18 protein-coding genes, 1 rRNA gene, 1 pseudogene and 1 riboswitch are annotated in these 22526 nt (G+C 28.2%); of the genes and pseudogenes, 4 read left to right on the forward strand and 16 right to left on the reverse strand.

Annotated features, from left to right (window positions below; translation table 11 throughout):
• Positions 1–145: 145 nt before the first annotated feature.
• Entirely contained in the window at positions 146–883 is a 738-nt protein-coding gene (locus IR152_RS15445) for a LytR/AlgR family response regulator transcription factor (RefSeq protein WP_227452815.1), read from the reverse strand.
• Positions 884–901: 18 nt separating this feature from the next.
• Entirely contained in the window at positions 902–1837 is a 936-nt protein-coding gene (locus IR152_RS15450; protein ID WP_227452816.1) for a sensor histidine kinase, read from the reverse strand.
• A gap of 208 nt (positions 1838–2045) precedes the next feature.
• Between IR152_RS15450 and IR152_RS15455 the strand changes: the two genes are divergently transcribed.
• Genes IR152_RS15455 through IR152_RS15465 form a run of 3 tightly spaced genes read left to right on the forward strand, consistent with a single transcriptional unit; the run spans position 2046 to position 5686 of the window.
• Positions 2046–4631 (forward strand): ABC transporter permease, encoded by a 2586-nt coding sequence (locus tag IR152_RS15455; protein WP_227452817.1) that lies wholly within the window; start codon positions 2046–2048, stop codon positions 4629–4631.
• A gap of 11 nt (positions 4632–4642) precedes the next feature.
• Positions 4643–5311 (forward strand): ABC transporter ATP-binding protein, encoded by a 669-nt coding sequence (locus tag IR152_RS15460; RefSeq protein WP_227452818.1) that lies wholly within the window; start codon positions 4643–4645, stop codon positions 5309–5311.
• 33 nt (positions 5312–5344) lie between these two features.
• Positions 5345–5686, forward strand: a complete 342-nt coding sequence (locus tag IR152_RS15465) for a hypothetical protein (RefSeq protein ID WP_227452819.1) — start codon at positions 5345–5347, stop codon at positions 5684–5686.
• 194 nt (positions 5687–5880) lie between these two features.
• On the opposite strand, the pseudogene IR152_RS20545 reads toward IR152_RS15465, so the two are convergent.
• A pseudogene (locus tag IR152_RS20545) lies at positions 5881–6130 on the reverse strand (hypothetical protein); the annotation flags it as partial.
• A gap of 221 nt (positions 6131–6351) precedes the next feature.
• Here IR152_RS20545 and IR152_RS15470 point away from each other — a divergent pair.
• Entirely contained in the window at positions 6352–7950 is a 1599-nt protein-coding gene (locus IR152_RS15470; RefSeq protein WP_227452820.1) for a putative manganese-dependent inorganic diphosphatase, read from the forward strand.
• A gap of 105 nt (positions 7951–8055) precedes the next feature.
• Here IR152_RS15470 and IR152_RS15475 read toward each other — a convergent pair whose 3' ends face one another.
• The 13 genes from IR152_RS15475 to rrf form a co-directional block, all read right to left on the reverse strand.
• The gene (locus tag IR152_RS15475) at positions 8056–9408 is read right to left on the reverse strand and encodes a DNRLRE domain-containing protein (protein ID WP_227452821.1); all 1353 of its coding nucleotides are present in this window, start codon (positions 9406–9408) and stop codon (positions 8056–8058) included.
• A gap of 755 nt (positions 9409–10163) precedes the next feature.
• Positions 10164–10688, reverse strand: coding sequence for a peptidylprolyl isomerase (locus IR152_RS15480; RefSeq protein WP_227452822.1), 525 nt, complete (start codon positions 10686–10688; stop codon positions 10164–10166).
• A gap of 64 nt (positions 10689–10752) precedes the next feature.
• Positions 10753–11505, reverse strand: a complete 753-nt coding sequence (locus IR152_RS15485) for a patatin-like phospholipase family protein (protein WP_227452823.1) — start codon at positions 11503–11505, stop codon at positions 10753–10755.
• 30 nt (positions 11506–11535) lie between these two features.
• A complete protein-coding gene (locus IR152_RS15490; RefSeq protein ID WP_227452824.1) occupies positions 11536–12834 on the reverse strand; it encodes a M18 family aminopeptidase in 1299 nt (432 codons plus the stop codon).
• Between the two features lie 16 nt (positions 12835–12850).
• On the reverse strand, positions 12851–15115 hold the full coding sequence (locus IR152_RS15495; RefSeq protein ID WP_227452825.1) for a DUF3553 domain-containing protein: 2265 nt from the start codon (positions 15113–15115) through the stop codon (positions 12851–12853).
• Between the two features lie 251 nt (positions 15116–15366).
• A complete protein-coding gene (locus tag IR152_RS15500) occupies positions 15367–16185 on the reverse strand; it encodes an energy-coupling factor ABC transporter ATP-binding protein (protein ID WP_227452826.1) in 819 nt (272 codons plus the stop codon).
• On the reverse strand, positions 16178–16876 hold the full coding sequence (cbiQ, locus tag IR152_RS15505; RefSeq protein WP_227452827.1) for a cobalt ECF transporter T component CbiQ: 699 nt from the start codon (positions 16874–16876) through the stop codon (positions 16178–16180). The genes IR152_RS15500 and cbiQ overlap by 8 nt, the downstream gene beginning before the upstream one ends.
• Positions 16877–16878: 2 nt before the next feature.
• Entirely contained in the window at positions 16879–17163 is a 285-nt protein-coding gene (locus IR152_RS15510; RefSeq protein ID WP_227452828.1) for an energy-coupling factor ABC transporter substrate-binding protein, read from the reverse strand.
• Positions 17153–17905 (reverse strand): energy-coupling factor ABC transporter permease, encoded by a 753-nt coding sequence (locus tag IR152_RS15515; RefSeq protein WP_227452829.1) that lies wholly within the window; start codon positions 17903–17905, stop codon positions 17153–17155. The genes IR152_RS15510 and IR152_RS15515 overlap by 11 nt, the downstream gene beginning before the upstream one ends.
• Before the next feature lie 183 nt (positions 17906–18088).
• A riboswitch (cobalamin riboswitch) is annotated at positions 18089–18282 on the reverse strand.
• A gap of 131 nt (positions 18283–18413) precedes the next feature.
• On the reverse strand, positions 18414–20189 hold the full coding sequence (locus IR152_RS15520) for a nitric oxide reductase activation-like protein (RefSeq protein ID WP_227452830.1): 1776 nt from the start codon (positions 20187–20189) through the stop codon (positions 18414–18416).
• Between the two features lie 13 nt (positions 20190–20202).
• Positions 20203–21132 carry an AAA family ATPase gene (locus IR152_RS15525; protein ID WP_227452831.1) on the reverse strand — a complete coding sequence of 310 codons (930 nt, stop codon included), beginning with the start codon at positions 21130–21132 and terminating at the stop codon, positions 20203–20205.
• Positions 21133–21639: 507 nt separating this feature from the next.
• On the reverse strand, positions 21640–22248 hold the full coding sequence (locus IR152_RS15530; protein ID WP_227452832.1) for a DedA family protein: 609 nt from the start codon (positions 22246–22248) through the stop codon (positions 21640–21642).
• Between the two features lie 165 nt (positions 22249–22413).
• Positions 22414–22526: ribosomal RNA gene (gene rrf / locus IR152_RS15535) — 5S ribosomal RNA — on the reverse strand; the annotation flags it as partial.

Raw genomic sequence — 22526 nt, forward strand, 5'->3', positions numbered from 1 at the left:
TTTTTAAAGAAAGTCCAATATATCCTACATTATAATTTATATAGATTAAATCATAATTACAAATAATTTTTATATAAACTTCTCTTATACATTATCTTTACAGTACTTATTGTATTACATAAAAAGAATTTTTCTTCTCTTTTCACTAGAACCTTTTAACCCTATAAAATCTATATAGAAAATCTTTTTCTAGAGATTTGTTTAATATGGCATTTTCTTGAAAATTTATAAACCGTATCTCTAATGAAGATTTATTTATAGGTATAACCTTATGTATAAACCTTAGATTTACTATGTATTGTCTATGAGTCATAAAGAAATTAGGAGGTAGGCGTTTTTTTAAATCATCAAAGTTTTCATAAAACTTTATTATATCTTCATCTTTAGTGTATAGATTAATTGCTCTTGAATTTTTCTCAAACATAACTATATCATCAAAATTAATCATATGTGTCTGCTTCCTTATTTTATATACAAAAAGAGTATCTTCTATAAAATTATTATTAGCAATTTTATGGGAGTTGATATGGTCTATTGCTATATTAATTAAATCAAGTATTTTTTCTTTTTTAAATGGTTTAACTATAAAATCTATAGGATGCACTTTAAAGCTTTCAAGACTATAATCAGCAAAACCTGTCACAAATACTATATGTATATCCTTATCTATAGAAAGAATTTCTTTAGCAGAATCAATCCCATTTTTATATGGCATATCAACGTCAATAATTAATAAGTCTATTTTCTCGTTTTTTATAAATTCGATTGCCTCTATGCCATCCTTAACCTTTTTAACATAATCTACATATCCAGATTCTTTAACTATGTTTGCTATATCATCTCTTACAATTTTATCATCGTCGCAAATTAAAACTTTTATCATAGACTTCTCTACTCCTAACTAATAATATTTGGGGATTAAGATTACAAATTCAGTTAAAAAATCATCACTATTTACAAGTATACAATAATCATACTTATCTAATATATTTTTAACTACATATAACCCAAAACCTCTATCCTGTCCTTTTTTAGTACTATAACCATCCCAAAATATACTTTCAACATTAGGTATTTTAGGACCATTATTTTTTATGACTATAATATACTGAAATTCATCTTCATATGCATGTAATCGTATATATTTTTTTTCCTTTTTTATAGTAGACAAAGACTCTATTGCATTGTCTATTATATTTAATAGTACTGAACTCATATCATTAGGTTCAATCTCTAAATTATCCATAAAATCTTGAATATAGACATCAAAAGATATGTTCTTTTCAAGGCATTCCTCATATTTTAAGGAAACTATAGCATCTAAATAAGATATTTTCCCATATCTTGAATTTTTTGACTCAAAGCTATTTGACATACTCATTATATATACTTTGGCATCTTCAGCTAACCCAGTATTTAATAAAGAATATACTACTTGTAAATGTTTTAAATAATCATGTTTTTGACTCCTTAATTTTACGATTATATTGTCCTTATGATTTATTTTACTATCTAATTTTTGTAGCTTGTACTCTTGTTGATTGTTATTATTTATCAATTTTATAAATTTAAATCCTATATAACAACTTAAAATACTTAAAATAAAAAAAAGTATAATATTTAATACTCCTTCAAGTAAAAAGTTATATCCTAAACTTAATCGTATATATTGAATACCCTCCATAAATAATATCCATACAAAACACGACACAAAAAATGTCAATATTCCTCTTTTTAATATGTCTAATTCTTTATAAAACCTGTACTTATTCATTATAAGATTACTAAATATAAACAAAGTTAGTATTGCTATAGGAAATATAAAATCATTCTCCATAATTCTCCTCCCCATAAACACTTCATATGAGTATTATATCATTTTAAAAAAATTATGTAAAAAATAAAAATTTACATGTATATTGATTAAACTTGCAAAAACATACCTAAACTTATACAACTAGGTACTTAAAACTTGAAAATACTTATTTTGCTATGTATTTTAAATAAATATATAATTGACTTAATTAAGAAAGGAAGTGGTAAATATGAAAGATAATTTGAAAATAGTACTAAGATACATAAAAAGTTATAAAGCTAGATCTTTAGCAATTATTCTGAGTATAGTTCTTGCTACATCACTCATTGTTGGTATTGGTACCCTCTCAAGAAGTGCTCAGCAAGCAGAAGTAGATTTATTGAAAAGAGAACTTGGAACTGACCATGTATACTTTAAAGATATAAATAAAAATCAGTTAGAACTCATAAAGTCTAGCAAAGATATTAAAAATTTAGGTATAACATCTCACTATGGGCATACAGATATTAATGAAAAATTACCTATAAACATAGAATATGCAAATAAAAATTACTTAACTAGTCAGTCTACACTTATAAAAGGTCACCTTCCAAAAGCTAGCAATGAGGTGGTAGTAGAAAAATGGATTTTAAATAGTATGGGTTTAAAACCAGAGATAAATCAAGACATCACTTTAAAATTATATCAAAAAGAAAAGCCAGAGACGTTTAAGGTTGTAGGAATACTTGAAGATAGACTTAGTCCGAAAAAAAAAGGTTTATGTGAAATTTTTTTAAATCTCAATGAATCAGAATTGGACAAGTTTTCTTTTACTTATGTTGAATTTAATGAGCACAGTGATATAAATAAAAACATAGATAATATAGTAAAAGATGCTAAGTTGGATAAGAATAGTATGGGAAAAAACAAAATGCTTATAGAGTCTACTATGGAAAATGGTATTTTAGATAACTCAAGTAAATATACTGCAATTGCTATGAGCATATTTTCTGGTATTGTAATATATAGCATCTATGTTATATCAATATACCAAAGAATACAGGAATATAGTATCTTAAGAGCTATTGGAGCAACTAATTTTAAAATTTTCAAGCTTATGTTTTATGAACTTTTTATACTTGCTTTGATAGCAATACCTCTAGGTATATGTATAGGTATTGGTGGTGCACAAATATTTAATAGAACTGCAGGAAATATTCAATTTGAAGGAAATGTAAAGATTACCCCTTTTGTTATTCCAGATAAAATAATACTTTTATCAATTGGATGTATAATACTAACAATACTAATTATAAGTTTTTTTACATATTTAAAGATAAGAAGAATCTCTCCTATCGATGCTATAAGAAAAACTTTTGGAACTGATAAAAATATAAATAAAGTTAATTCTTTAATATCAAAATTAACTTTAAATATATCAGTGACAAAATATATCTCTGCTAAAAACATCCTTAGAAATACAAAGGGATTTATTATAATTATATTATCCATGAGTATAGGAGGTATAATGGTCATAAGGGAGAATTATAAATATTCTTTTTCAGATATACAAAACAAAAGTGGTCAAGAAAAAACATATATGAATGCAGATTTTATTCTATCAAATCTTACTTTCAAGCTAAATGAAGATTATAAGGCTAATTCTATCAAGGATATAAATGGTCTTAACGATGCTCAGATAGACAAAATTAAAAATATAGATGGAGTTGAGAAAGTCAAAACTGCTAGCCTCTTAAATACAAGAATAGAATTAGATAAAATAAATAAATTGGATTACTACGAAATTATGAATTCAACGCCTTATCATAAGGACTATCCTCTATTAACAAAAAATAAGACTACTGGTAAATATACACTAACACAAAAGTTAAGAGGTTATAATGATGAGATGATAAATTCATTAGAAAAATACTTAGTAAGTGGAAGTATAAACTTGGAAAAAATGAAAAAGGAAAACCTAGCTATAGTATATGTCCCACAAATTTCTAAAACAAATAAATACAACAAGAGTTATATTCCTGGTGTAGGAACACCAGTTGTAAATATAAAAGTAGGAGATACTATAAAAATCAAATATCCAAAAGGTGAAATAGATACAGAACTTTACTTTAGTCAAAAAGATAATTATGAATATCTAGAATATGAATTTAAAGTTGGAGCTATTGTAAGTTATCCTTTTGCAGATAACGAGTCGTACTCTTCGGATGATGGCATAGATGTAATAACGAGTAGCGAATATCTAAGAAAATTAACTGGCGCAGATAAATATAACGCAGTTTATATAGATGTTAATAAAAATGCAGACATTAAAAAAATAAATACACTTTTAGGTAAAATAGGAAGTGAAGCTCCTGGAACTACAACAGTAAATATGTCAGTGGAAAAAGAAACCTCTGATAATATGACAGCTAGAGCCCTGATTTATGCTTATGGAATAATAGCCGTTCTGTTCATAATTAGTGTATCTAACATAATAAATAACATAAGTTATAGCTTGACTTCAAGAACTAGTGAATTTGGAATGTTAAGAGCTATTGGTATCTCTGAGAGAGGATTTAAAAATATGATACTCTATGAGGGAATATTATATGGAACAATCTCAAGTGTAATTACCATTGTAGCAGGACTTATAATACAGTTTAGAATGTATTACACGCATGATTATGTATCATATGGATTGGGATTTTCAATAGATTACAAAGTATATATCCTAGTTACTTTAGCAAACATAATTGTAGGTATTCTAGCTACATACATTCCATCAAGGAAAATAAATAAAATTAGTATAGTTGAAGCTATAAACATCACAGAATAGGAGGAATGATTATGTCTATATTAGAAATTACTAACTTAGGTAAGATTTATGGAAAAAAGGAAACATCTGTGCATGCACTAAAGGATGCAAATTTAAAAGTAAATAAGGGTGAGTTCGTTGCGATAATTGGACCAAGTGGAAGTGGAAAAAGTACATTTCTACATTTAGTAGGTGGTCTTGAGAGACCAAGTAATGGTACTATAAAAGTTGCTGGTAAAGATATATGTTGTCTTTCAGATAAAGAACTAGCAAGATATAGAAGACAAAAAGTAGGATTTGTCTTTCAACAGTATAATCTAATTCCTGTATTAAATGTAAAGGAAAATATAGAATTACCATTAAAGTTAGACAATAAAAAAATAGATAAAGAATATATTGAAGACCTTATAAATTTATTGGGGCTTAATGAAAGGAAAAATCATCTTCCCAATCAATTATCTGGTGGTCAACAGCAAAGAGTTGCTATTGCACGTGCTTTATCTGCAAAGCCAAGTATAATACTAGCAGATGAGCCAACAGGAAATTTGGATAGTAAAACTACAGAAGAAGTCATGGATTTACTAAAAAGTTCTATAAAAAAATATAACCAAACTCTTATAATAATAACACATAATGAAAATATTGCTAGAAAAGCAGATAGAGTTATATCTATAATAGATGGAGAGCTTAAGTTAAACTGACACTCTAAACTACTTATAGAAAAGAGGATTTAAATGTTATTTGTTTTAGGTAATTTAAATTTAGACTTGGATTTTGACTACAGAATAATAAGAGAAGAAAACGAAGATGTAGATATATTTATAGATATTAATTATCGTAGCTTAGATATAAATACTGATGGCTCTAACTTATTTAATTCTAGAATCCAATTTCCATTTGTAAAAGCATTAATTTTGAGGTTAAATAGAAACAATCAACTTATGACAATCCATTTATTAAGAGACATAGATTTATTTTCTGCTTTTACCAACTTTGAAGTAGATTATACTGACTCTATAATAAATATAAAAAATCAAAATGAGAAAGTTATTCTAAATAAATCTATCAAAAAGTAGTAAGGGGGCCTTAATAGGCCCCAATTCTTTTTGTTTTCTAAACTTATTATATCATGATAAATAAATTAGTCAATAGAATTTTCTGAATATTTTTATAATTTTTTCATAAAGTTTTTTGCATATTATGCTTTAAAATTATATGTAATAAAAAAATTTTACGACTAATTTTAAAGTTATTTGATTAAATATACATATATAAGGTTTTTCTCTGACATAACAACATTAGTAAGTTCGATTGAAGGTACATCTACCCAACCTATAAAGTCCTTTTGGTGCACCTGCCTTAACTGATGCTTCATGTACAACTCTAGCAGAGTACAGTTTTTAGCTCTTGGATGAGGAGCCTACTGGTTCAGTAATCCTCGTAAAACCAAATGCTTCATCTTTTTCTATTACACCACAAGTTTTAGTATCTTTATAAGTATTATAGGTATATTTAGGCAATTTATTTTAAATAAAAGTAAATTTAGTTAAGTATGTGATTGGGTAAAAGTATAATATAATAATAATTTTTATATCAAATTCGTAGTATTTATGTAAGAAATAAAATTTTATATAATCTTTTTTCATTAAATTTTTTTCTTTTTACAACAAATACCCACCACCTTTTGATATAATGTTTTTATCAATTATTATTATATTCAAGTTTTGAAAGGAGTATTAAAATGAGTTTATTAGTTTTCGGACATAAAAATCCAGATACAGATTCAATATGTTCTGCAATTTCATTAGCACATTTAAAAAACAAACTAGGAATAAAAGCAACAGCTTATGCTTTAGGAGATATCAGAAAAGAAGCTAAATATGCCTTAGATTACTTTAAGGTAGATGCACCTGAAATTTTAGATAATGTTAGAATACAAGTTAGAGATTTAAATTATGATAAAGTAGTGCCTTTAACTCCTACTTCATCTATATTAGAAGCTTATAATCTTATGGATGAAAAAAATGTTAAAACGCTACCTGTAACTTATGATGATGGAACTTTTGCTGGTATCATTACTATGAAAGAAATAGCTAAAAACCTACTTCATCAACACTTTACAACTATACACACATCACTATCAAACATTTGTAAAAACCTTAATGGTACTATACTTGTGGATTGTGGTGAAGATGTAAAAGGTAGAGTAGTTACTTTATCATTTGGGATGGAGACTCTAATAGAGACTTTAAAAGAAGGAGACATAGCTATTGTTGGTGATAGATATGATAGTATTGAATACGCTATTGATACAAAAGTCAAACTTTTAATACTTACTAATCATACAGAGATTTCAAAAGATTTGTTAGCTCTTGCTAAAATAAATGGAGTGTCTGTTGTTTCTGTTGAAAGTGACAATTATAAAACTTCTAATGTAATAAATCAATGTAGTTTCTTAGACTCTATAGAAACCACAGAAAATCTAATTACATTCAAAGAAGATGACTACATGGATGAAATAAAAGAGATTATGCTAGAGACTAACTTCAGATCTTATCCTATATTAGATGATGATAACAAGTTTTTAGGTTTAATTTCAAAAGGTCATCTATTAAATCCTTCTAAAAAGAATGTCGTTTTAGTTGACCATAATGAATATGCCCAAAGTGCTGATGGAATTGAACAGGCAAATATAGTTGAAATAGTTGACCATCATAAACTTGGCGGTATTTCTACTGATGTTCCTATGTCTTTTAGAGTAATGCCTGTTGGATGTAATAGTACTATAATTTATCAAATGTACAAAGAAAATAATGTTGAAATACCTTATGAAATAGCTGGTCTTCTTTTATCTGCTATATTATCAGATACATTATTATTTAAATCTCCAACAACAACTGACATGGATAAGAAAGCTTGTGAAGAATTAAGTAAAATAGCAAAAATAGATATGGAAAAGTATGCTATGGATATGTTTAAATATGGTACTTCTTTAGATGAATATACTATAGAAGAAATAATAAATATGGATTTTAAAGAGTTTAATATGAGTGGACATAGAGTTGGTATTGGACAAGTATTTACTTTAGACATAGACTCTATATTCTCTAAAAAAGATGAATTTTTATCTTATATAAATTCAACTGATTATGATAAATTAGTTCTTGCAGTTACAGATATAATCAAGGAAGGTTCTTATTTAATTTATAAAGCAGAAGATAGATTAATTGCAAACGCATTTGGTGTTGAAGGTGTTCAAGGTACATTTGCACCAGGTGTTGTATCAAGAAAAAAACAATTAGTGCCTAATTTAACTACTGCAATCAAAAACTTTAAATAATATAAAATTTTTAAACAACAAAAAAAGGGTGTCTCAAAATGAACTTTTTAGTTCATGAGGCACTCTTTTTTGTATGAAATTAAATATATTTTCACCATTTATATTTTAAGTCATAACAGTATCAGCTATTCTAAATATCGTCAGAGTAGCTGCAGTTCCTGCTGATTGACCATTTCGTATTCCTACTGTTGTAGATGAAAAATTATTTATAGTGAAAGTAGTTCCAGCAAATAGAAAACCAGCAAAATAACCAGAAATTACTCCTCCACCTCCTGGCTCAGTAGTAAGACCTGCTAAGTCTCTCCCTCCTAAAATTGGAAATAGGATAGCGAAAGAATATTGATTTATACTTGATGAACCTGGTTGCAATGCTACTGAAACCGATATATAATATACACCATTTTCCTGTACTGTAAATGTACCATTTTCATCTACTGTTATACTTGAACTATTTCCTATTATTGCTTGCCAACCTGTTATAGCTTCTCCATTAGCTAGTATTTGTGCAGACGGTGCATTTACAAGGAAGTTAGCAACTGGCTGAGAGGAATTACCAGTTGCTCCGGTCGGACCTGTTGGGCCTATTTCTCCCGTTGCTCCTGTACTTCCTGTTGCTCCCGTTGGACCTATTTCTCCCGTTGCTCCTGTACTTCCTGTTGCCCCTGTTGGACCTATTTCTCCCGTTGCTCCTGTACTTCCTGTTGCCCCTGTTGGGCCTATCTCTCCCGTTGCTCCTGTACTTCCTGTTGCCCCTGTTGGGCCTATCTCTCCCGTTGCTCCTGTACTTCCTGTTGCCCCTGTTGGACCTATTTCTCCCGTTGCTCCTGTACTTCCTGTTGCTCCTCTTGGTCCTGTATTTCCAGTTGGTCCTGTTGGACCTGTAATTCTAATTGGAAGACACCCACATTTAGGAGAACAATTATCTATCTTCCTATCTTCAAATGTTATAAGTATATATGGTCTGCTACGACCTCTACTAGATGTAAATTCAAGAATTTGATAAGGATAATTTAAAGATAAAGCTAAACCATAATTAGGATACTTACCCATTGACCACGCTTTTACAATTCCTGTAATATTTAAACAAATATAGTCAGATGTATCACTTATACCAATTGGTAAATATCCCCCTATATTTTCCATACGCAATCTATCATTCCATGATATAGTTTGTGAATTATAATATTCGCTTATTCTTTTAACTTCAATATCTACTTTTTCGTCAAAAATGTAATTCTTATTTGAATTTATATGAATAAATAACTCTGCCTTTAATATATTTTTGTCTTTTAACATCTCTGGTATCCTTACTTTGAAAAAAGTAATAAGCTTTTCTTCTGCAAAAGTACTTGAATATTTAGTTCCTATTAAACAATATTCTAAAAAACTAAAGTTTTTATCTGGATATTTTTTTGATATAAAAGTATCATCACTTAAATAAAGTATAATATTTCTCATTTATAATTCCTCCATTTTGGGTCTATATTATACTATGTTAAAATACATACTTAGTTACAGCATAGTTAGAAATTTACTATCTTAAATATTTATATAATAATACTAATTTCTACAAAAAAAGAACATGCATTAGAAATTTCTAATAACATGTTCTCTTTCATTATTATATATTACACTTTAAATTATTCCTTGACTGGCTTAGCTGGTGTAAACTAAACCAGTCTCTCTAAAATATTAAGCACTTTTTTCTTCTTATGTTTTTTAGGATTTATTGTCTCTATTATTGTAAACCAAAGTTGTGAAATTGTAAATAGAAGATATTACCATAACAATATTTTTTCTAAACAAAAAGTACAAAAAACTTATTTTTCTTAAATAAAATAGATAAAATAATTTCAAAAAATACTGGAATAAGTGTTTTCCATATATATTCTGTATTTATTTAATATATTATTGTATAAAAACTTAGATAAAAATAATTTTAGTAAATTTTTTTTAATTACACTTTACTTTTCAATTAAAATTTCATAATAAAAGATAATAGTAGTTTTATGGAATAAGTAACTTAAAATATAATGCTATTTTTAGTTAATATATTTTGTAATTTAACATTTGATAATATGATATAATTTTTACTTATATAAAACAAATAAAAAAATGAGATGTATTCGTCTAAAGACGCAACTACATCTCACTTTATCTTCATTTAAAAAATATATTTTTACTTTTACTTATAGTTAACTTTTATATATGTTTTAGTTTTTTTCTACATCTGAATAATCTATTCCAAAAGTTTCTACAGTAACAGATTTCATAATTTGTGGACTTTGTGGCTTATCAGCTGTATCTGTTCTAACTGATGCTATTTCATCAACAACATCTATACCTTCTATTACTCTACCAAAACCTGCATATTGACCATCTAAATGTGGTGAGTTTTTATGCATTATGAAAAATTGAGAGCCAGCTGAATTAGGTGCCATAGTTCTAGCCATTGATATAACTCCTCTTTCATGTTTTAAATTATTAGTAAATCCATTACCACTAAATTCACCTTTTATAGAGTATCCTGGTCCACCCATTCCTGTACCATTTGGGCATCCTCCTTGTATCATAAATCCTGGTATTACTCTATGAAAGATTATTCCATTATAGTATCCTTCATTTACTAATGATACAAAATTTTTAACTGTATTTGGAGCTATAGTTGGATATAACTCAATTTTGATTTCTTTTCCATTTTCCATTTCTATAGTTACTATAGGATTTTTATTTTCCATAATTTATTACCTTCCTTTTCATTAGTTAAATTACACAATTATATTTATTATATTATACTCTAAATTAAAGTCTATCAAGTATATTTTTTCCTATTTCATATCCTTCTCGATAAATAGTTTTACAAAACTTATCATCAAAATTAAGAGTGTCTTTAGGTACAAACTTAGTATTAGGTCTAACCACTACAATTCTATCTTCATCATAGATTTTTTTGATATCATCTGGCAACTCATAATTATGTTTTGTGGATATTAAAATAATTTTATCCACATTATCCCCAATTAGTGGTTCAATTAACGCACTCCTAATTAGACCTCCATCTAATTTGAAACCATCATAAATTCCTTCTTGTACATCTTTCACAAATTGTTCTTTAAAACCAAGAGTAGCATTTGGATTTGCTGGTAGCAATCCACTATACGAAATGCTTATAATAGCTTCATTACGAGGCATTTTTGATACATCAACAATCTTTTCTGATACTACCTTATTATCAACTTCTACATAATTAACATAAAATTTCATTTCTTCTGTCTTGCTATCATCTAGTTCCCTTAAATTATCTATAGCAGGAGAATTATCCACAGTATTATTTACTATTTTTACATTTCCATTCTGGATATCTTTTATATTTGTCCACATTTTTTCTAATTTATCAACATTACCTGTGTATAAGTAATATCCATTTATAGCTCCTATTGATGTCCCTGAAATTGAATAAAATTTATTTATTCCTCCATCATATAATGCTTTTACTACTCCTGCTTGGTAGGCTCCTTTTGCGCCTCCACCCTCTAAGCATAATCCTAATTTCATAGTCTCATCTCCAAATTGTTTATCTTATATTTATATTTCAAAAAACTTACTAAATGTTTTATATATACTATAATGATCCTCAACATTGCCTAATTCTCTTATAGAGTGCATTGCTAAAATTGGACTTCCCACATCCACAGATGGTATATCTATATGAGTAGAAGATATTGGCCCTATAGTACTTCCACCTCTTTCATCTGACCTATTGACAAATTCTTGATACTCAACATTAGCTTCTCTACATATATTTTTATAAACAGCTATAGAATATCCATCACTTGTGTATGCCTGACTAGCATTTATCTTTATAACTGGTCCTTTTCCCATAACTGGTTTATTAGTTGGGTCATGTTTTTCTGGGGTGTTTGGATGTATAGCATGAGCCAAATCTGATGATATCATAAAAGATGAATAAATAGACTCAAAAAACTCTTCTCTATCTTTACCTATTGATAAACAGATTCTCTCTAATATATTTAATAGCATATTTGAATCTGCACCTTGTTTAGTAGAACTACCAACTTCTTCGTTATCAAATACAGCCATTACATTTACACCATGTTGACCCTTAGTATCAACAAGAGCATTCAAACTAGCATGTACCATTGCAAGATTATCTTGTCTTCCAATAGATATAAATTCATTATTCGCCCCTATTAAGCTTCCTTTTTCAAATTCATATAAAAATAAATCAAAATCTATAATATCTTCCATATTTACATTCAAATTAGATGCTATTTGTTTTAAAAGAAAATTATCTTTTTCTAACGTATCATTTAATAGACCAACTAAAGGTAACATATCTTTTTGTTTGTTATATGAATGACCATCATTTATACTTCTATTTAAATGTATAGCTAGATTTGGTATTATACAAATTGGCTTTTTAAAGTCTATAAGTCTTTCGTTTGGTTTTAATATATTATCACCTTTTAAAACTACTCTACCAGCTATTCCAAGAGGTCTATCTAACCATGTATTCAATATTGCCCCTCCATAGCACTCTGTATTCAACTTCAAATAAGATTTTTCGGCTTCCATTTCTGCATTTGGCTTAATACTAAATGTAGGAGAATCTGAATGAGAACCTATTATCCTAAATCCATCTCTTTCTATATCTTCTGAATTTACTACAAAGCCTACTATAGCTGATAAATTTTTAGTAACATAATATTTTCCACCAACTTTTAGATTCCATTTCTGATTCAAAACTAATTCTTCAAATCCATTTTTATCTAAGATTTCCTTAGCACTCTCGACTGCATGAAAAGACGATGGGCTATCATATATGAAGTCTATTAAGTTTGTAGCAAAGTTTATACTATCCATTTCTCATTTACCTCCATTATAAAATATTTAGTGTTGTATATTCTTTATTTATTTTTTTAATTCCTTGCTTGTCAAAAGCTATAGTAATATCTGTACCAATTATGGATACTACTGTCCCAACCCCAAATTTAGGATGATGTACTTTAGAGCCAAGTTTTATATCATCTGGATTCGTTTCTTTATTAGAATCTTTTATCGTTGCATTAACTTTATCTGCAACTTTAGATTTACTTATAGTATTCATATATTTTTTAGTATATTTATCTAACATATTATAGCTTGCTTTGGAATAACTTAACTCTTTTTTTACTTTGTACAATCTTTCTATACATTCTTCTGGCAACTCTTCCATAAATCTTGAAGCTATTGCAACATTTGTTTTACCATATAATGTTCTCTTCTCTGTTAATGACATATATAGTTCTTCTTTAGCTCTAGTTATACCAACATAACAAAGTCTTCTTTCTTCTTCTATCTGTGAATCACTCAGAGACTTTATAGCCCTTGATATAGGGAATAACCCTTCTTCCATGCCTATTAAGAACACTACAGGGAATTCCAGTCCTTTAGACGTATGAATTGTCATAAGAGAAACCCTGTCATTGTCTTCTTCATCATTTGATTCAGATGTAAGTGCTATACTAGTTAAGAATGTCTCTAAGTCTTTATTTTCATAATTCTCATCATTACTACTTTCAAACTCTAAAGCTATAGATATAAATTCTCTTAAGTTGTCAATTCTATCTTGGGCTTCTTCACCTTTACCAGTTAAATCTTTTTCATTTTTATTTCTTATCTCTACTAGCTCGTCCATATATCCTGTAGTGTCCAAGACTTTTTCTATAAGTTTACTAACAGGATAAACTTCTTTTATAGTTCTAAGAGTGCTTATAATATCAACAAATCCACTTATACTCGCTCTTGCTTTAGTAGATATATCTGAATTTGTTTCTATATCAATTAATACTGAATATATACTTTCTTGTTTTAAATTAGCTCTGTCTTCAATTTTTTCTATAGTTCTAAGCCCTATTCCCCTTCTAGGAACATTTATAATCCTTTTTATAGATATATCATCCTGTGGGTTTTGAATAACTCTTAAATACGCCAACAAATCCTTTATTTCTTTTCTTTCATAGAATTTTGTACCACCATATATATTGTACGGGATTTGACTCCTATTTAAAGCATCTTCTACAGGTCTAGCTTGTGCATTTGCTCTATAAAGTACTGCGAAATCCTTATAAGGTCTATTCTCTTTTCTAGCTATTTGTGCAATTGAGTCAGCAATGAAATCAGCCTCTTCTATTTCGCTACTAGTTAATTGTATTTTTATAAGCTCTCCTTCTTTTTTTTCACTCCAAAGTTTTTTTCTTTTTCTTTCTATATTATTAGATATGACTTTATTAGCTGCATCTAATATTACTTGTGTAGACCTATAATTTTGCTCTAACTTTACAACATGTACATTGTCATAATCCTTCTCAAATTCAAGTATATTTCTTATATCGGCCCCTCTCCATCCATAAATACTTTGGTCATCATCTCCAACAACACAAATATTTTGATGTTCTCTTGCTAGTAATTTTATCAATTCATATTGAGCCTTACTTGTATCTTGGTACTCATCTACCATTATGTATCTAAATCTACTTCTGTAATATGCTAATACTTCATCATTAGCCTTGAAAAGTTCTACAGTTTTAAGAATTAAATCATCAAAGTCAAGTGCACTATTTCTTTTTAAACGGTCTTGATATAAAGCATAAATATCCGCAATCTTAACCATTCTATTATCTGCCATGTTGATATCTTTAAACTGTTTTGGAGTATAAAGCTTGTCTTTTGCTCCTGAAATAGCACTTATAACTGCTTTTGGTTCAAATACCTTATCACTTAAATTTAATTCTTTAAGACAATCTTTAACCAATGTAACTTGATCTGCAGAATCATAAATTACAAAACTTCTGTTGTAACCAATCTTATTTATATCTTTTCTGAGTATACGAACACAACAAGAATGGAATGTACTTATCCACATGTCCTTAGTTTCAGGACCTATGTTTTGTTCAACTCTCTCTCTCATTTCATTTGCAGCTTTGTTTGTAAATGTTATAGCTAATATATTTGGTGCTTGTACACCTTTATCTTCTATAAGGTATGCTATTCTTGTTGTTAATACCTTAGTTTTACCTGAACCAGCACCAGCCAATATAAGTACTGGACCTTCAGTCTTTTCTACTGCTTCTCTTTGAGCAGGATTTAATGTATCTAAATTCATATTTCTCCTCCTGTTAACAGCCATAAATATATTTTAATCTAAAATATGAATTACTTCAAATTATAATTATGTATTATATTAATAGATTATTTCCAATATATTACAATTAAATAACACTTTTCCATACAATTTATTTTATTATTCAAAAAAAATAACCTTATGATTTGGGGAATCATAAGGCACCTTTAAGGGGTCTAGGTTAAGGGTTATTATATATAAATTTATTTTTTTAAAATAGGTTTAGGGCTTAATTATTTGTTTGTATTAAGTTCTCTTTCTTTCCAATACTTATACAAATCTTCTTCTTTCTTAAATAAAGGTAAATTCATATTTTTATGTACTTTTACCAACCATGGGGATTCTAAGCCAGCTTGTATTATATTATTTTCATTTATAAATACATTTTCTGCCTTTCCTTCATCAATCAAAATCCCCTTATCCAATACATATATGTAATCACATATTTCATACATTAAGTTCATATCATGACTGGATATTACTATTTTTATATTATCTTTATTTAATCCCTTTATTATGTCTACAATAGACCTAGTACTTACTGGGTCTAAGCCAGCTGTAGGCTCATCAAGCAATATAATTTCATTTTCCATTGCTATAACTGATGCTATCGCTACCCTTTTTTTCTGACCATAACTAAGAAAATGTACTGGTCTGTCTATAAAATCTATTCCATTAACAGCTACTAGAGCTTTGTTTATTCTCTCTTTAATTGTTTTTTCATCCATACCAATGTTTCTCATTGCAAATGCTATATCATCATATACTTTTGAATAAAAAATTTGTTTTTCTGGGTCTTGAAAGACAATACCCACATTTTTTCTAAGATTATACAAACTTTTCTTATCATATTTTAATTTTTCTTCTTTAAAAAGAATTTCTCCAGATGTAGGTTTTAATATACCCATTAAATTCATAAATAATGTTGATTTTCCTGAACCATTTGAACCTATTATACCTATAACATTTCCTTTTGAGAAATCCATATTAATGTTTAATAATGCATTGGCATTCTTTTCATATTGATAAGTTAAATTATTTATTTTAAACATCATTATCCCCTACTATGTGAAATTTACCATCATACAATTTTATGTCTAATGATATACACATATCATCATACCTTGTCATAAGTCTTTTGTACAGCATACTTCCAAGAATTCCTAAGGATTTATATGAAGTTTTTAAATTTATGTACCCAAATCTTAGCTCTTGTGACTTATATATTTCTGAAAATTCTTCTAGAAATATAAATATAAACCTATATATTAACATTGATAGCTCAACAAAAGTATCAGGTAAATGCAGTTTTCTAAAGAAGAATATTAACTGATTAAAAGGTGTTGTAAGTATACAAAAGTACACACAAGTCAAACAAGACATAGCCCTAAATAACACGTGAATGGACGTGTCAATAGATGCCTTTGATATTCCTACATTGAAACTAAAAATTTCAAAGCTGTATAATAAGTCTGCCTTATTAAAAGATATATTTACAAGGGTTATTCCTACACTAAGAAATAAAAAGTACATTGGTATTCTGAGTAATTTTAAATAATTCTTTAAATCTATTCCAGCCACACAAACAACTAGAATACTCATTAAAATCATAATTCCACTTAAAACAAATATATTTTTTATTACCATAGAAGCAATCAGAAAGATTACTCCTATGGCTACTTTTTTATTTGGATTTACTTTACTTAATCTATTTGTGTATGCATATTTATCAATTATAAGCATAATTAACTTCTCTTTCCTCTTTGAAGACCTAGTATGTACCCTATTACACCTGCTCCTAGAGCTGCCTGTGCAGAGAATAATAAACTTTCTATTTCTCCACTTGGTGGCTCATATGGACTACTAAACCATGGCTCATAATCTGGATTTATCTTAGTAATTTCACTTTCAGCTTGACCATCTGCCCCTCCATATTCAGCACCTGAGTTAACAAGCAATGGGAATATGATAAGAGCCACTACTAATAAAAGTAGTAATATATTAGTTTTCGTCTTTGTTTTAGCACTCATTAGCTTTAACTCCTTTATCACTATTTTCTAGTATACTTTTTTCTCCATTTTCTGTAACTAAATTATATACAATTACAGTAAGAATACCTTCTGCTATTGCTATTGGTATTTGAGTCATAAAGAAAATTCCTAAGAATTTAATTGCTGAAGCCATCACTCCACCTGATGGATCTGGGAAAGCCAGTGCCAACTGTATCGAAGTTATTGTATATGTAGCCAAATCTCCTATTGCTGCTGCAAGAAATACTGGCATTGCATTATTTCCGTCTTTTTTCTTTAATGCTTTAAATATTAAGAATGATATAATTGGCCCTACAATAGCCATTGAAAAAGCGTTCGCTCCTAAGGTAGTTATTCCTCCATGTGCTAATAGTAACGCTTGGAATATTAAAACTATCGTTCCAAGAACAAACATTACACTTGGTCCAAACATTATTGCTCCAAGACCTACTCCAGTAGGATGTGAGCAACTTCCTGTTACTGAAGGTATTTTTAGTGCCGATAATACAAATACAAATGCTCCACATAGTGCTAATAATACTTTCTTTTTAGGGTCCTGCTTTACTATTTTACCTATTGATTTGAGTCCTACTAAGAAAAATGGTATAAATATAACTCCCCATGCTATAGACCATTTTACTGGTAAATAACCTTCCATTATATGCATTGCATTTGACGTAACTGGAGTTAAAATGATTAACATAAGTGCAGTGATAACCCCTAACTTGATATTCTGTTTCATTTTAGTATCCCCTCTCTCCTTTTCCAATAATTAAAACATAAATAATATATGTCTGATTTACCTAATAAAATAAAAAAGCCTAACTCGATGGTTAGGCTTCCAATTTCCGAAAATCCAAATACAAACACATAAAATAAATATATCTGCATAATTATTATAAGAAACTTTCTCCATCCCCGAAGAAATTACTTTAATATTTTAGGCAGGTCTCCTGACTTAGCTTCATCCTACTTCTCTTCCTTCCCATGAAATATAAAAATATATCATCATAGTGGCTAACAAAAGTTTCGTCTGCATCACAGTAGCGGGGACTGTAAAGGAATTTAACCTTTTTCCCTATTAATCTTACTTAAAGAACCTATAATATTATATATTTAATTTTTAAATTATTCTTAAATCATTTCTATATAAATCATTGTATACCTTTTCTGTGAAAATTTCTATGTTTTTCACAAATTTTATTTATTTTTATATTTTTATGCATATAAATTATTTTTTATAATTTTGATTAATTTCTAATTATCTTCTTTAAATACATTGAAACCACATCAGAAAATCTAGTTATATCTCTAGAATATATAAAATCATTTCCATATATTAATCTTTCAGCCTCAAGTTCTGATTCTTTTCCTGTAAATACTCCTAATACCAATATATTTTGTTTTCTAGCCTTTCTTACCTCATTGGCTGTATCTCTCAAACCAACTATACCTCTATAAGCTTTTTCTCCCCTTAAGGTTCTCTCACTATTTTTTCCTATCTTTACATCATTTGGCCTTCCATCGCTAAGAACTATCAAAATTTTATTTTCTTCATCTCTATTTATTAGACCACTACATATAGATTTTATAGCCAAACCGTCTCTATTATTACCAGCACAAAAGTATTCAAATATATTTTCGCTATTTTTTAAACTATCATCATAATCTTTAAATCTTTTTAATATTGTATAATCCAAAAAACTAGAAAATCCCATAACTCTATTTGGTATACCAACTACTGTTAGGGCATTTGCGATTATATACGCCTGAATTGCTACATTTCCTTGATTCCTGCTTTGAGAGCCACTTGCATCTAATAATATATCAATAACATATTTTCCTTTTTCATTTTCTATATCTTTATAAAATATTTTATTATTATTACTTCTACCAACTCTCCAGGCTCTATTTGCTAATATAGTGCCACAATCAGAGTATACTCTAGTTTTAGCATTTTCTTCTATCAAAATTCTAGCTAAACTTTCTTTTAATCTCTTTATCTGCTGTCTATACATTCTAGCATGTTCTCTAAATTTCCCTAAATTATTTTCTTTTTGCCTTGTTACATATTTTAACTGGAATACATTATTACACTCACTTCTAAGAACTCCATCTGTAAAGTGTATTCTACACCCTTCATGAACATTTCTACAATTTTGTGTTTCAATCTTTTTAATTTCACCTTTACTCAAATAAGTTTTCCCATAATAATGTTCTATTTTTGAATATATTTTATTTGCAGTCTCTTCATCAACATATATAACCCTGTCTGCTGAATTACTAGATTGAGAATCCTCAAAATCTCCTACTCCTTCTATAAGAATAGATGAAGATATAGAGTCTATATCACTTTCAATAATATTTTCTTCTTCATCACTATAAAGTTCTTCATACATAAAGTCAGCAAATGTATCAAAATTTACGTCAACATCTTTTACATTACTTTCATCATATGTAGAACTACTTTCTTCTCCATTTAATATATACTCAAAGTAAGTTAAATATATTACATCTAAGGACTTTAAAATCTCCATAATATCTTTATTTGTATCTATATTTCTTATGTCATTAACTATTCTTCTAGTTAGGCTGTCTAATGCTGGATGCTTGTCCATATTGTAAAGTACAAAGGCATATTTAATTTTATCCATAATATTGTCATTGTGTATTTTGGTAAAACGTGAAACAATATCTTTATAAGCATTTTTTCTTATATCTTCTATCCCTGGTCTATCTTTAATAGCCTTTTCTTCAACTATTGTATTTAATATAACTTGAATCAGACCCAGTATAATATCTTTATCATATCCTTTTCGTATTCTATTTGTAAGGTATTTTTTCACTATGCCCCAATCTACATATTTTCTTCTAGCACCTGCAATTATTGCAAAATATAAACCTACTTCTTTTGAAGAATAATCTTTTTCTGATATATCTATACTTTCATTGTAATCTCCAGCTATTGTCCAAGATAAGTTATTTGCTCTGTTTTCAAATTCATAATCATCATATATCCATTTCATAATCTCACCTATATTAAATATGACTTATTGGAAATACATCTATACTCTCCCATTTATTAGGTATTCTAGTTTTAATTACATCTCCAACCATTTCTTTCTCATATATATCGAAAGTCTTTCCTGTAAGTCCCATATTAATTGCAAGAGTTGGTTTTAATCCTCTTCTTATAGTCTTAAGAGATGCCATAAGACCACGTAAGTCAATAGCTTTGCTAGATATCTCACCATTTTGAGACTTCAATTGTAAATCTAAAAATATGCCTGCAAAGTGTATTAATTTTTTTTCATCAGCATCTGGAAATTCATTTTTTAAAATCATCATTAACTTATCTTCTTCTATAGAAGGAATATCTATCACCATAAATCTAGATACTAGTGCTTCATTAAGCTCTTTTGTTCCTGCATATTCATAATTCATAGTTCCAATAAATCTTGTTGCTGGATGTAGATTGACTCTCTCATATCCAGGTACATCAATTATTCTTCTATAATCTAAAGCTGAATGTACTACAACTATAGCATCATTCTTTGCCATATTAATTTCATCAAATACACCAAATCCCCCATTTATAGCACATTCATAGACTGAACCCCTTCTAAGCTTAACTTCATTATCTATAAAAGTATCTGTACCTATAAGTGTTGAACTGTCCGTATTTATATGAAATGATGTATTCCATTGAGGTCTATTAAATATCTCCCCCAAATTATCAGCAAGTAAGTTTTTTCCTGTTGCCTTTGGTCCTGATAACAATATATTTTCTTCTTCTAAAATAGCTGCTATACACATAGACAAAATTTCTTTTCCATAAAAATAAGTTTTAGAATTTGTTACTCTGTATTCTAAATCTTTTTCTAGACCATAATAACGTCTAAAATATAGCACATCTTCAATAAGCTTCTCATCTACCCCTTGTACCCTTAGATTATCTATTATATCCATATTCTTACCCCTTTTATATAAATAGTATTTGTTTCATTTCTTAACACCATTTTAGCATAAAAGGATATAAGCTAAAATCGATTTTATAAATTAATGATACCTCTTTCTCAACTTTAAAGAAAAAATCACTTGTAGATATATCTTATAGATTTTTTTGAGGAAATAATTGAAAATTATCAGGTTACAGCTTATTTCAATAGTCATATACTGAGCTTTATAGATATATTTCATGATGGACAACCTTACTGTATCTGTAAAAAATACACAGTATATTGAGCAACATATCAATTATTGTATTATTCTCCCTTTTATATTTATTATCTTGACAATACTTATTTATAAACCTATACTGTGCTTAACCAACAAATACAGTAAGTACAGTATAAGAGGATTAAATATCCCCGTTTCCAGACTGGACTAAAAACGGGGATTTGATTATTGGAAATTATTTCAAACATTTAGATACTACAATAAGTATAGAAAATAATGAGAAAATCTACTGATTTTTTATAATCTCACCTTGTGATGTTTTTTATGTATATATGACTTAATAGCAAATCCAATAAGGATTACAGATATTGGTATAATTAAAACTAGAAATTTATAATCATTATAATGAGACATTATTTTTACCCAACTCTCTGAGAAAATATACCCAATACTAATTAAGGAAATATTCCATATGGTAATTCCCACAAGAGATGACATTACAAAAGTTATAATATTTTGACCTGCTATACCTGCTATAAAAGATATGTATGTTCTACATAATGGAATTAATCTACATACGCAAACAGAAATAGAAGAATATTTATTAAAATAATCCTGAGATGCAAATATTCCTTTCTTCGCCTTTGGGCATATTTCTATTATTTTATTGATGATAGATTTACCACCCCAATTTCCTACTGTGTAACAAAATATTGAACCAAGTATACCTGCAATTATACTCAAAATTAGAATTGTCAAAAATCCAAAATGATTTCTTGCCGCAATTGCTCCACATAGTGGTAAAACAACTTCGCTAGGTAATGGAAAACAAGCATACTCAATCATAATTAATACAAATACAGAGATTAATCCATATTGTAAAATAAAACTATTGATTACAGACACTTACTTATCTCCTTTCTTATTTAAAAGTACATATCTATAAGAGCTCCCACCCTATATTTAAAGAATCAATCTCTTTAAACTATTATATGTATTTATACAAAGTATTTATAACATACTTTAAAAATAGTACTTTAAAAATAAGAAACTTAATAAATAAAAAAAATTACGTGGCTACGTCCTACTCTCCCAGGCAGTTTCCCACCAAGTACCATCAGCGCTAGAGAGCTTAACTTCTGTGTTCGGAATGGGAACAGGTGTATCCTCTCTGCTATTGTAAC

The sequence above is a fragment of the Clostridioides sp. ES-S-0108-01 genome (genome assembly GCF_020662285.1).
Classification (GTDB): domain Bacteria; phylum Bacillota; class Clostridia; order Peptostreptococcales; family Peptostreptococcaceae; genus Clostridioides.